The following is a 12,100-nucleotide window of genomic DNA, read 5'->3' on the forward strand; positions in this document are numbered from 1 at the left end:
CCAGCTGGGCGGCGGTCTGCATCTGCCCGAGCCCTCTGACACAACTGTCGCCAGCATCTCAATCCAGCCGTTTCTTGAATCGCAGCGAGGCAACGAGCAGCCCGGCCAACGTGAAACCGAGCAGCCAGAGGCTATCCCCAGCGACCTCCGTGAGACCCGCATCGCGCAGCATCACGGCGCGGATCATGCGCATGAAGTGGGTCGCCGGCAGCACCTCGGCGATGTACTGAGCGGGCACCGGCATCCCCTCGTAGGGAAACATGAAGCCGGAGAGCAGGATCGACGGCAGCAGGATGAAGACGGTCATCTGCATCGCCTGCAATTGACTGGTGGCGATGGTCGACAGCACCAGCCCGAGGGCGAGACTGGCGCCGATAAAGGCGAGCGTCGCCACTGCCAGCGCCAGGGGCGAGCCCTGCAGCGGCACGCCGAAGATCAGGTGGCCGAGGAGCAGGATGATGGCGGTCTGGACCAGACCGATACCGATGTAAGGGACGATCTTGCCCAGCATCAGCTCCAGCGGGCGCACTGGCGTGTTGATCAGCATCTCCATGTTGCCGCGCTCGCTCTCGCGCACGATCGCGGCCGAGGTGAACATCACCATGGTCATGGTCAGGATCACAGCGACCAGACCGGGCACGATGTTGATCGCGCTGCGCTGCTCCGGGTTGAAGAAGAGCGCCACCGCGAAGGTCGGCGTCGTGCGGTTGGCCGGTCGCCGCAGCAGCTCGGTGAGCGGCATGGCGCGCAGGCCCTTGATGGCGCCTGCGATCATGGTGTCCGAGCCGTCGACGATCCACTGCGCCACCGGCCGGCTGGTCTGCTCGTCGGTCGAGGGCGGTGTGGCCAGCCCGGCGCCGACGCTGCCGCTGCGGGCGACGCGTTGGCTGAGATCCGGCGGGATGATGAAGGCGGCGCGGACCCGGCCCTGGACGATCGCGTCCTGGGCGGCGGGGATGTCGACATAGCGCTCGGTGAAGCGCACCACCTGGGTCGCCTCGACCGCCTCTGTCAGCGCCCGGCTGAGGCCGGTGTTGGCCTGATCCACCAGCGCGGCAGGGATATGGCGGACATTGGTGTTGATGGCGTAGCCGAAGAGCACCAGCTGAATCAGCGGAATCATGATGACCATGCCCAAGGTGGTGCGGTCGCGCCGCAACTGGGTCAGCTCCTTGGACAGGATTGCGAGGACGCGCCGGACCGATTGCAGCAGTGCGCTCATGCGCGTTGGCCCCCGGTCCCAACATGGCTCCCAGTGCTGGTGACGAAGACGTCTTCCAGGCTCGGACGCGCCGACTCCAGCGCCGTGGGCACCGGCTCCAACGGTTGCGTTCGCAGCCAAGCAACCGGGTCATGGATGCGATCGGCCACCAGCACGCGCAGTCGGCTGCCGAGTTGCGCGGCCGAGATGACCTCCGGCAGCGCCGAGAGCCGCTGCTTGAGTGCGCGCAGGTTGGGCGCCTCGACCTCGACCACCTGGGCACCCATGGCCGCCATCAGCTCGTCCGGCGAGCCGTCGGCGCGCTTGTGTCCAGACTCCATGATCGCGAGCCGATGACAGCGCTCGGCCTCGTCCATGTAGTGGGTCGAGACCAGGATGCTGGCGCCGGCGTCGACCAGGTCGAACAGCCGTTCCCAGAAATCGCGACGGTTCTCGGGGTCGACGGCCGATGTCGGCTCATCCAGGAACAACAACGCCGGCTCATGAATGGTCGCCGCCGCCAGGGCCAGGCGTTGCCGCTGGCCGCCGCTCATGCGCCCGGCGCGCCGGTTGCGCATCGGCTCCAGCGCGTAGGTCGAGAGCAAGGCGTCAATCCGCTGGCGCGCCACGCGGTGCCCGAGGCCGTAGATCTCGGCGACGAAACCGAGATTCTCGGCAACCGTGAGGTCGTCGTAGAGCGAGAATTTCTGGGTCATGTAGCCGATCTGGCGCTTCAGCCGCTCGGCGTCGCGGGGGAGTTGGTGGCCAAGGACCCGCACCCTGCCAGCGGATGGCGTCAGCAGTCCGGTCAGCATCCGGACGGTCGTGGTCTTGCCGCAGCCGTTGGGGCCTAGAAAGCCGTAGATGGTGCGCGGCTCGACGGTTAGATCGAGCGCATCGACGGCGGTCAGGTCGCCGAACCGGCGCGTCAGCCCGCGCGCCTCAATGACCGGATCGGTCACTGGCTCGGTCACGGCAACTCAACCTGCGCTGGCACGCCGTTCGGGAGCTTCTCGGCGCTGTCAGGGAGTTCAACCTCCGCCAGGTACATGAGCCGGGCGCGGTCGCTGGCGTTCAGGGCGTAGTAAGGCGTGAAGGCCGGGTCGGAGCTGATCCAGCGCAGGGTGCCGTCAAAGGTCTGATCGAGTCCATCGACACGCACCTTGAGCCGATCGCCCTTGTTGATCCTGACCCGGTAGGGCTCAGGCACGTAGACCCGGGCATAGGGCGCCTTGCCGGCGAGCATGACAGCCACCGGGCTGCCGACGGTGACACGCTCGCCGAGGTTCCAGGGCAGACTGTCGAGCACCCCGTCGCGGGTGGCGACGATGCTCAGCTCCGCGAGCAGGGCTTGTTGATAGGCCAGCTCGGCCTGGGCCGCGGTCAGCTCGGCCTCGGCCTGGGCGATCTCCTCCGGGCGCGTACCGGCGAGCAACTCGTTGAGGTTCTCCTTGGCCTCGTCCAGCCGGGCGCTGGCGGCATCGCGCAACGCCTTGGTCCGATCGACCTCGGCCTGGCTGACCGCCTTGCGGGTGATCAGATCCCGGTTGCGGTCGGCGGTGATCTGGGCCTCGCGCAGATCCGCCTCGCGCCCGGCCACCTGCGCCTTGGCGGCGGCGATGGCCTGGGTGCGCGGGCCGTTGCGCAATTGCTGTAGACGGGCCTCGGCCTGGGCGACCTGAGCCTTGGCGCGTGCGACCTCCGCACGCTTCTGACCGTCGTCGAGCTGGACCAGCAAGGTGCCTTTGGTGACCGGCGAGCCTTCGGCGACAGGCAAATCAACGATCAGCTGCGCGACAGTGGCGGTGAGTGCGATGCGATCCCGTTCCAGGGTGCCGAGCGCGAGGGGTTGTTCAGTGTCCAAGCAGCCCGCGAGAAGGGCAGTGACCATGAAGGCGCATGGGAGTCTGAGTCTGAACATCGGTTGGACACCTCTCGAACGCACGGATACTGTCCTTGCGAAGCGGCAAGTCCAGGCGCTTGGGCATACCTGGTGCCCGAGGCTATCGTGGCGTTGGGTTCTGGTCACCTTGCCACCCTTCGCGCGTCTCCTTAGAAAGCGCTCATCAATTGTTTCCCGATGCGAGCGATGCCGCCCGAAATCCCCCCTGGCCCCCCTTTGCGAAAGGGGGGGAAGTTGTTGATGGTCACTTGCTTAGCAGCGCATCGAGCAGCCGCAGCGACAGGCCAGGCAGCCGGCCCTCGTCCAATCGCTGGACGTAGGCTCAATCAAGCTGGCTGAGGCTGTGATCGGTCAGGGGCGCGGTCTCATCGGGCAGCGAATGGAGGCTATGCTCATCTGCTTGGGGCCTGCGGTCAAGGGGGACTCTGAACGCCTACCTCAAGACAAGAAAGGCCTGAGGGCGTCCTCGCAAGGGACACGGTGGGCTTGCAATCTCGCGCCCTAGAAAAGGCTGCGTGCACTGCATCGCGAATCTCGACTATGATGTGAGCTGTTATCTATGAGTAATAGATAATGCAATAATAAAATTAAGAATCTTTCGCATTCATACGGAGGTTTCTGAAGAAATCCAAGAAAGCGATCTGGGCTCCGGGAGTGCGGAAATGCTTCAACGGAGGGCTCTTGTCAGCGACGACCCCTGTTATCGCTGCACCGCACAATTCGGATCTAAAGAGCGAGCGATTCCAGAGCGCTAACGTCACTAAGCCACAAGGTCATCCCTAACAGAGGACTGCTCTCATGCTTGCCAGCAATCCCTTTGCCGAGCTTTCGGCTCTCATCCCACCTGCTGTGATGCAGGCCTACGTCGTTCTGATGGTCCTCCTGGTCATCGGAGGTACCCTGCTAGACGTTACGCACAAGAAGAGTGCGAAGTACTTCTTCGCGAAAGGACAGTCGCTCAAGAAACTCGCCAAGCGTGAAGTCAATAGCGCGGAAAAGATCAGCATCGCCCTCGGCACGGTCGCGAACGAGGTCTTGGCTTCGGGCGAGTTCGAAAACCCAGATCGACGTAAGTCACACCTGCTGCTGATGTACGGATTCATCATCTTCGTGGTGACGACCGCGCTTCAGATCTTCGCCCTGCCGGCCGCAGAGGGCGAGACCTCGACCTTCCTGCCTCTGCTGTGGCACTTAGGGGCGTTGATGGTCTGCATCGGCGGCTACTGGTTCTGGTTCAAGATCCGCGTCGACGTGCGCGCCGAAGGCCACGCGTGGTATGACGTCCATCTCTCCGATCTCTTCATCGTTTCGCTGTTGCTGACGACGACCTTCGCGCTGGTTTGGTCGTTGCTGAACTCGACGATCGCGCTGGTCATCTTCATTGCCGCAGCCACCACGCTGTTCAGCAGCGTCTTTTGGTCAAAATTTGCCCACATGTTTTACAAGCCCGCGGCGGCCTTCCAGAAGAAGGTTGCCAAGGCGGACGGCTCGAGGGATAGGCTGCCCGATCTGCCCGAGCTGACGGATCCTGCCGTCAAGGCACGCTATCCGGATATCCCGGAGTACATGGGCGACACCCCGCCGTACATGGGGCTTGGTATCAAGCGTGAAGCTCCGAACCACTACTGATCTTGATTCGTTGAGTCAAGTCACTGAGAGGAATAGAAGATGCCAACTTTCGTCTATATGACTCGCTGCGATGGTTGTGGCCAATGCGTTGATATCTGCCCTTCGGACATCATGCACATTGATACCACTGTCCGGCGCGCCTATAACATCGAGCCCAACATGTGCTGGGAGTGCTACTCCTGCGTAAAGGCTTGCCCGCACAACGCCATCGACGTTCGTGGCTACGCGGACTTCGCTCCACTGGGCCACTCGGTACGCGTGCGCCGGGATGAAGAAAAGGGTGTCATCGCCTGGCGGATCATCTTCCGCAACGGCGAGAAAGACATGGATCTGCTGGCGCCGATCACGACCAAGCCTTGGGGGCAGGCAATTCCCAAGCTTGCGGACGCGCCCGCACCCAGCCAGGAGATGCGCGACAGCCAGTTGCTGTTCAACGAGCCCAAGTATATCCGCCTGGATGATGGCGACCTGCACACGCTCGAGTCCAACGGCCTGAAGATGAAAGACGGGGTGTACTACTGATGGCTTACAAGACAATCATCGAAGATGACATCGACATCCTGGTCGCTGGCGCCGGGCTGGGCGGCACAGGCGCCGCTTTCGAGGCGCGCTATTGGGGCAAGGACAAGAAGATCGTCATCGCCGAAAAAGCGAACATCGACCGTTCCGGCGCCGTAGCTCAGGGTCTTTACGCCATCAACTGCTACATGGGAACGCGTTTCGGCGAGAACAACCCGGAAGACCATGTCCGTTACGCGCGTATCGACCTCATGGGTATGGTTCGCGAGGACCTGCTGTTCGATATGGCCCGTCACGTCGACTCCACGGTTCATCAGTTCGAAGAATGGGGTCTGCCCCTGATGCGTAACCCAAAGACGGGTGCCTATCAGCGTGAAGGGCGATGGCAGATCATGATTCACGGTGAATCCTACAAGCCGATCGTTGCGGAAGCCGCGAAGAAGTCGGCGGACAAGGTCTTCAACCGTATCTGCGTGACCCATCTGTTGATGGACGATGCCAAGGAGAACCGTGTTGCTGGTGCCGTCGGTTTCAACGTCCGCACCGGTAACTACCACGTCTTCAAGTCCAAGACAGTGATCGTTGGCGCGGGCGGCGCCTCGAACATCTTTAAGCCGCGCTCGGTCGGTGAAGGTGCTGGACGCGTCTGGTATGCGCCTTGGTCATCGGGCTCAGCCTATGGCTTGCTGATTGGCGCTGGCGCCAAGATGACCCAGATGGAGAATCGAATCGTTCTGGCGCGTTTCAAGGACGGTTACGGTCCGGTGGGTGCTTACTTCCTGCACCTGAAGACTTACACCCAGAATGGACTGGGCGAAGAGTACGAATCCAAGTGGTTCCCGGCACTCCAGGAAATGGTGGGTAAGGAATACTTGGATGTCGAGGCTTCGCACGCAACCCATCGCCCCATCCCGACCTGTCTGCGTAACCATGCATTTATCAACGAGGTGAATGCCGGTCGCGGTCCGATCCACATGGTGACCATGGAGGCCTTCCAGGACCCGCATCTTGAAGAGATCGGCTGGCACAACTTCCTGGGCATGACCGTTGGGCAGGCCGTCTTGTGGGCAGCGACCGACGTAGACCCGAAAAACGAGAACCCGGAGCTGACCACGTCAGAGCCTTATGTCATGGGGTCTCACGCCACCGGTTGCGGCGCCTGGTGCTCAGGTCCAGAGGATGTCTCACCGCCAGAGTATTTCTGGGGCTACAACCGCATGACCACCGTCGAAGGTCTCTTCGGTGCCGGTGACGCCGTTGGTGGTACGCCGCACGCATTCTCTTCGGGCTCCTTCACCGAGGGTCGTCTTGCGGCAAAGGCTGCCTGCAAGTACATCGACGACGGCAAGGCCGAAGGGATTCGTGTCTCTGAGGAGCAGATCGCTCGTCGCAAGGAAGAGATCTACAAGCCGATGGAGCATTACAAGATCTATCGGAATGAGATCACGGCCGGTTCGGTCAACCCGAACTACATCAACCCGCGCCAGGGCCTGGATCGCCTGCAGAAGATGATGGACGAATATGCTGGTGGTGTGACAGTTAGCTACATGACCAACGAGAAGCTGCTGCAGATCGGCCTGAAGAAAATGAAGATCATGGAAGAGGATCTGGAAAAGATCGCCGCGGAGAACATCCACGAGCTGCTGCGCGCATGGGAGCTGAAGCATCGTCATCTCACCTCCGAGGCCGTCATGCAGCACACCCTGTTCCGCAAGGAAACCCGTTGGCCGGGTTACTACTACCGCGGCGACGCCATGAAGCTGGACGACGAGAACTGGCATGTGCTGACGGTCTCTCGCCGTGATCCCGAAACCGGTGAATACACCATGGAAAAGGCGCCTTGCTACCACCTGGTTGAGGAGTAAGGTTAAGCGCCGCTAAGGCCTGGGCTCTGGGTTCCTCCGAGAGCCCAGGGCCTTGGTCATCAGTTGGACCGGTAGGGTGGACGAGCGAGCGCGAAGTCCACCGAATCCCGCGCCCTTGTTGGTGGCCTGCGCTGCGCTTGTCCACCCTACAGGAGACGACTGGCGCGAAGGATCATCGACGCCGATCCCTGCCTTTTCTGAGACTCAACCTCCGCACTGGAGATGAGTGACTCGCACAACGCGATAGGCGGTCACGCGGACGAAATGGAGATCGACAGTTCTTGTTGGTCTTTTTTTGTGCGTGTTAACTTTGCAGTTTTCGCACCGGCCTTGACGTCGCGGTGGCGTGAAGCCGATTGATGGCGATGTAACATGAATATTATCGATAAGACTGACGAAGAAATACTTGAGATCGCGCACCCCATGTGGGATGACCTCATCAAGTATTCCAACAAAGGCCAGTACGGCAAGTTCATCAAGAAGTTCTCCTACGACTTACTGCTCGGCTTGAACGAGGTCGAGGTGGGGAATCAGTTCGCACACAGCGAACTGGCACGGAACCTGGTCGAGGAAAGAGACTTTTTAGGGCTCATCAGGCGTGGCCAGCATGTGACGGTTCTCTACCGAGTACGGAGTACAACGCGTGAAGGCGAGTGGCTGGGAAGAATGGTCCTCGGCTACGAGAGGGGGGAAGTCCGAATTTTCGCCGCATCGATTTTCTGATCCATGAAGCAGGCTATGAAAGAGACCATCGAAGACAACAAGTTCGTCGAGTTGACCTATCGGGTCATGGATCAGAAGACGGGGGACGTCTTGACTGCCGTGGAGTTTCCTCTGGGGTATGTTCATGGTCACAATGAGGTGCTCGCGCCGCAGGTTGTGGCGGAACTGGAGGGGAAGTTGGCGGGAGATCGCATATCGGTTCCCATCGACTGTGCGGATCTCTATGGTGCCAGAGACGAGTCCTTGGTCGTCACCGACCTGATCGAAAACGTCCCCGCCGAATATCGGGAGATCGGCACGCGCATTGTCATGGAGAACGACAAGGGCGAGACCAAGAGCTTTCTCGTGACGCGTATGGACGACAAGACGCTGACGATCGACGGCAACCATCCGCTTTGCGGCAGAAAGGTCGTGTTCGAGCTTGAAGTCCTGAGCGTGCGCGATGCAACGGAGGAAGAGATCATCGCGGGTGGCAAGGTTGAAAGGGGTCCAGACATCGGTGGACTTGCAACCAGGGCGATCTGAGGTTCTTTTTGATCTCGAGTGTGGTGTTATGAGTAGAACAGATCCAAGCGTAACGGCCGAAGAGGAATGTCGTTTCTGCGTGTCCAAGCCCAGCAGGCGACTGATCGTCGAGAGCGAGTACGGGTTCGCCGCCTATGACCTTCATCCCGCAAGTGAGGGGCACTTTCTGGTCATCCCATATCGACATTTCGCAAGCTACTTCGATATCAATGACAAGGAGTTGGTTGACCTATGGGGCCTGGTGGCCCGCGGGAAGGAAATCGTCGACGAGACATACCACCCGGACGGCTACAACATCGGCATCAATGTCGGTCACTGGGCCGGGCAATCCATTCATCACTTGCATATCCATGTGATCCCTCGGTACCAAGGCGACGTTGAAAACCCGAAAGGTGGAGTACGCGGCGTTATTCCGAACAAGAAGCTTTACCCCTTCCCTTCCGATTAAGAAAGTGCCCATCAATTGTTTCCCGATGCGAGCGATGCCGCCCGAAATCCCCCCCTGGCCCCCCTTTGCGAAAGGGGGGAAGTTGTTGATGGACACTTTCTAAGGCCCCGCAATATCTGGCTGGGTCCTGATGCCAGACGATCTAAGCGCCTGGTTGATGGGAGCGGCGCCTGAAGGGTGCGCGGCGCCTACTCAACCAACCGGGCGGCCCGATGATCAAGAGCGCGGGACGCGGTGGACTTCGCTCTCGCTCGCCCCCTACCGACCAACTGACGACCAAGGCCGCGCAGCCCTCCGCGATGACCTCTTGGGCGGTTGACTAAGCGTGAAACAGCTTCTTCATAGCCGCATAGACATGTTCGTAGGTATATGCGTTTTCGCCGCAATGGATGAGTTCGTCGTCGTCGGTGCGAAACGTTAAGTAGGGATGCACCTCTAAACCATTGGCCTCAATCCCTGCCATATCGTCAATGACTCCGGTGATGCTCAAGGCAATACTTGCCGTGAGGTCTTCTAGTTTTTCTCCGTTCACGCCGGCTTCTTGAAGCTTGAGCTTGATCCTTTCAACGATCTCGGCGGTGAAAATCATTTGCTGCTCGTCGAATTTCGAGCTCGCCAATGTCAGTTTCATTTCGATACCTTGACAGTTCACAGTGTCAATTGCCCCGCCCATGCTCGACGGCATCTTGGCGGCTGCTGAGTTCCATCCCCGGCACCTGGTCCATCGAGGCAAGCGCGAGGTGCGCAGGCTTCGATGTGAGCTATACCGCGAACTCCATGGCGGCCTTCCTGGTCCCTTGGGAAGACATCGAGCGAACAAAAGCTCACGAGAATCCGCTGTACTTCATTGACTCCCTGCATCTACAGCCCAATCCGGGAAAGCTGGTGCCCTACGACCGGTGACTTCGAGACATTCGCCGAATTCAAAGCTGCATCTGAGGAACTCTCCAGTAGCCGGAGTCAATATGAGCGTCGGCTGTGATCCTTGCTGACGGAAACCTTTCCCGCGAAACCTTTGCCGTTATCGGTGAATGAAAAACCGAAAATCTGACATTTAGCGGGTATCGAGCACTCGAATCGATGCGACCCTGCGTTCATGGCCTCGGCGATTGACCAGACTCTGGTGGGGTGCGTGACGAAGGTCACTGGGTCTGAGAACGGAGGCGCGACGGGATGTCAGGTCTAGGGGGCGTTTGAGAGTTCATTGCCTGCGTGAGGCGAGGCAGCAGGCCAGTTTCGACCGCCAGATCAGTCGACTTTGCGCCTTGGTGCTGGCGTTTGGCCCGAATCGGCCGCGCGAGCGCTTCGCGTTCGCGTGGCCGCAGATGCTTAGGGGCGCTTCGGGGTCTGATACTCGGCCTCTTTCTGGAATTTCTCCCAAATGACGTCGTATCCGACATAACCCTGTTCATTGGCCTCTTTCTGGCGGGTCACGACAAATCGGCTGTGGCCGTCTGGAACCTTGGGGCGGGTTTTCTTTTGCTCGCTCATAAATGACCTCTATTCGTAAAGGACCAATACGCCTACCTACTGCACAAGATAACCTCACGAAACTATCGCGGCGGAGGGGCACTGTCAAGACCTCGCGAGGAAAGGCCACTGAGATGCGAACAACTCCTATTTGCTTGAATGGCGTTGAATCATGCTCTCCCTGCAGTAGCGGTCCAGAAACTCGGTATTGGAGCTGGCACTGGCGCAGCGCCCGCTCGGCGTCTTGCAGCCGGGGGCGTTGATCATGGAATCGCCCACTCGGTTGAATGGGCATTGCGGATCAGTCAGGTCGTGGGATGTGGGAGCGGCGCCCCGGCGCGATCACGCGCCCGTCGCGGCGGGGCGCCGCTCCCGCCGACTGCGCGGTTTCCGGCGCATCCTCAGGCACCGGCGGCGGCTGATCCCAGGGCGCACAACGCCAATCTCGGGAGCTTGGTCACCAGGACAGGACTCAGGCAGGATGCGCCTTGAGCGCTGGCTGCAGGACGTTGGTCTCCCCCTCGCTGCGGGCGATGATGACGGCGCCGCAGGAGTCACTGAAGACGTTCACGGCGGTGCGCATCATGTCGAGGATGCGATCCACGGCCAGGATGAGCCCGATGCCTTCCAGCGGCAGTCCGATGGCGCCAAGGATGATGGAGATGGCGACCAGGCTCGCGGCCGGGATGCCGGCAACCCCGATGGAGGTGAGCAGCGCGAGCATCACGACCAGGAATTGGGTCGTGAAGGTCAACTCCAGCCCATAGGCCTGGGCGATGAAGAGGGCCGCCACGCACTCGTAGAGCGCGGTGCCGTCCATGTTGACGGTCGCGCCCAAGGGCAGCACGAAGCTGGTCGTGCGGTTGGAGACGCCGGCGTTTTTTTCCACGCACTCCATGGTGATGGGCAGCGTCGCCGATGAGGAGGCCGTCGAAAAGGCGGTCAGCAGCGCCGCGCCCATGGCTGAGTAGTGCCGCAGCGGACTGACCCCGCCGACGAAATAGAGCAGCAAGGGCAGCACAATCAGGAAGTGTGCACCCAGCGCCAGCACCACGGTGAAGAAGAAGAGCGCCAAGGGACCGAAGGCCTCGAGCCCGGTATCCGCGACCGTTTTCGCGACCAACGCGAAGACGCCGATGGGTGCGAACAGCATGATGAGATCCGTGATGCGCATCATGATCTCGAACATGCCCTCGAAGAAGCTGCGCTGCGCGCGACCGTAGGGCTCGGAGATTCGGCTGATGAAGAATCCGTAAAGCAAACTGAAGAAGATCAGCCCGAGCATCTGCCCCTGAGCCGCGGCCTCGACCACGTTGATGGGGATCATGCGCAGAAAGACCTCGACCACGTCGCCGCTGTCCTTGCCGCCCACCTTTTCCTCCAGGGCCGCCGTGTCGGCGTGGAAGCCGAACACCTCTTTGGGATCGCCGTCCACCACCCCGGGCTGGATCAGATTCACCATCAAGAGGCCGACCAGGATCGCGAAGAGACTGGTGGTGGCGTAGTAGGCAAGGGTCTTGCCGCCGAGCCGCCCGAGGTTGTCCGAGCCGCCGAGCCCGGCGACGCCGACGATGATCGAGGACACGATCAGCGGCACGATGAGCATCTTGAGGGCGTTGAGGAAGAGCTTGCCGACGAATTCAAAGACGGCGTAGAAGCTGACGCCGAAGATGCCGGCGTCGCGCCCGACCGCGAGTCCAACCAGGACGGCCAGGGCCAGGGCGATGAGAATTTGCCAGTGCAGAACTCCTGACTTGGCGCCAAATTCAATGCGACTGGATCGCCTCAAACACGAGGCGCAGCTCGGTACCGGGGTA

At 60.7% G+C, this 12,100-nt stretch carries 13 protein-coding genes; 7 read left to right on the top strand and 6 right to left on the bottom strand.

Going from position 1 to position 12,100, the window contains the following annotated elements; all coding sequences use genetic code 11:
• Nucleotides 1-58 precede the first annotated feature (58 nt).
• From G3480_RS16420 to G3480_RS16430, 3 genes are read right to left on the bottom strand one after another with little or no spacing between them, the layout of a single operon-like run.
• Nucleotides 59-1,222: an ABC transporter permease gene (locus tag G3480_RS16420; RefSeq protein WP_164654972.1), complete on the bottom strand. Its 1,164-nt coding sequence runs from the start codon at nt 1,220-1,222 to the stop codon at nt 59-61.
• Nucleotides 1,219-2,175, bottom strand: a complete 957-nt coding sequence (locus tag G3480_RS16425) for an ABC transporter ATP-binding protein (protein WP_338114157.1) — start codon at nt 2,173-2,175, stop codon at nt 1,219-1,221. The genes G3480_RS16420 and G3480_RS16425 overlap by 4 nt, the downstream gene beginning before the upstream one ends.
• Nucleotides 2,172-3,122 carry an HlyD family secretion protein gene (locus tag G3480_RS16430; protein ID WP_206171754.1) on the bottom strand — a complete coding sequence of 317 codons (951 nt, stop codon included), beginning with the start codon at nt 3,120-3,122 and terminating at the stop codon, nt 2,172-2,174. The genes G3480_RS16425 and G3480_RS16430 overlap by 4 nt, the downstream gene beginning before the upstream one ends.
• Before the next feature lie 780 nt (nt 3,123-3,902).
• Between G3480_RS16430 and G3480_RS16435 the strand changes: the two genes are divergently transcribed.
• From G3480_RS16435 to G3480_RS16460, 6 genes are all read left to right on the top strand, one after another.
• Nucleotides 3,903-4,733, top strand: a complete 831-nt coding sequence (locus G3480_RS16435; RefSeq protein ID WP_164654973.1) for an adenylyl-sulfate reductase — start codon at nt 3,903-3,905, stop codon at nt 4,731-4,733.
• A gap of 39 nt (nt 4,734-4,772) precedes the next feature.
• Complete coding sequence (gene aprB / locus G3480_RS16440) at nt 4,773-5,255, top strand: adenylyl-sulfate reductase subunit beta (protein WP_164654974.1); 483 nt, start codon at nt 4,773-4,775, stop codon at nt 5,253-5,255.
• Nucleotides 5,255-7,117: an adenylyl-sulfate reductase subunit alpha gene (aprA, locus tag G3480_RS16445; protein WP_164654975.1), complete on the top strand. Its 1,863-nt coding sequence runs from the start codon at nt 5,255-5,257 to the stop codon at nt 7,115-7,117. Before aprB ends, aprA begins: the two co-directional genes overlap by 1 nt.
• Before the next feature lie 372 nt (nt 7,118-7,489).
• Nucleotides 7,490-7,840 carry a hypothetical protein gene (locus G3480_RS16450; RefSeq protein ID WP_164654976.1) on the top strand — a complete coding sequence of 117 codons (351 nt, stop codon included), beginning with the start codon at nt 7,490-7,492 and terminating at the stop codon, nt 7,838-7,840.
• A gap of 15 nt (nt 7,841-7,855) precedes the next feature.
• Nucleotides 7,856-8,365 carry an FKBP-type peptidyl-prolyl cis-trans isomerase gene (locus G3480_RS16455; protein WP_164654977.1) on the top strand — a complete coding sequence of 170 codons (510 nt, stop codon included), beginning with the start codon at nt 7,856-7,858 and terminating at the stop codon, nt 8,363-8,365.
• Between the two features lie 28 nt (nt 8,366-8,393).
• Entirely contained in the window at nt 8,394-8,813 is a 420-nt protein-coding gene (locus G3480_RS16460; RefSeq protein WP_164654978.1) for an HIT family protein, read from the top strand.
• A gap of 319 nt (nt 8,814-9,132) precedes the next feature.
• Here the strand turns inward: G3480_RS16460 and G3480_RS16465 are convergent, their stop codons facing one another.
• On the bottom strand, nt 9,133-9,498 hold the full coding sequence (locus G3480_RS16465) for a hypothetical protein (RefSeq protein WP_240905871.1): 366 nt from the start codon (nt 9,496-9,498) through the stop codon (nt 9,133-9,135).
• A 71-nt stretch (nt 9,499-9,569) separates the two neighbouring features.
• On the opposite strand from G3480_RS16465, the gene G3480_RS16470 reads away from it, so the two are divergent.
• Nucleotides 9,570-9,716: a hypothetical protein gene (locus G3480_RS16470; RefSeq protein ID WP_164654979.1), complete on the top strand. Its 147-nt coding sequence runs from the start codon at nt 9,570-9,572 to the stop codon at nt 9,714-9,716.
• Between the two features lie 426 nt (nt 9,717-10,142).
• On the opposite strand, the gene G3480_RS27670 is transcribed toward G3480_RS16470, so the two are convergent.
• Nucleotides 10,143-10,304: a hypothetical protein gene (locus G3480_RS27670; protein ID WP_167752473.1), complete on the bottom strand. Its 162-nt coding sequence runs from the start codon at nt 10,302-10,304 to the stop codon at nt 10,143-10,145.
• A gap of 451 nt (nt 10,305-10,755) precedes the next feature.
• Complete coding sequence (locus G3480_RS16475; RefSeq protein ID WP_164654987.1) at nt 10,756-12,027, bottom strand: dicarboxylate/amino acid:cation symporter; 1,272 nt, start codon at nt 12,025-12,027, stop codon at nt 10,756-10,758.
• Nucleotides 12,028-12,100: the final 73 nt, after the last annotated feature.

Origin of the sequence: Thiorhodococcus mannitoliphagus, from assembly GCF_010915725.1 — a bacterium.
Taxonomy (GTDB): Bacteria; Pseudomonadota; Gammaproteobacteria; order Chromatiales; family Chromatiaceae; genus Thiorhodococcus; species Thiorhodococcus mannitoliphagus.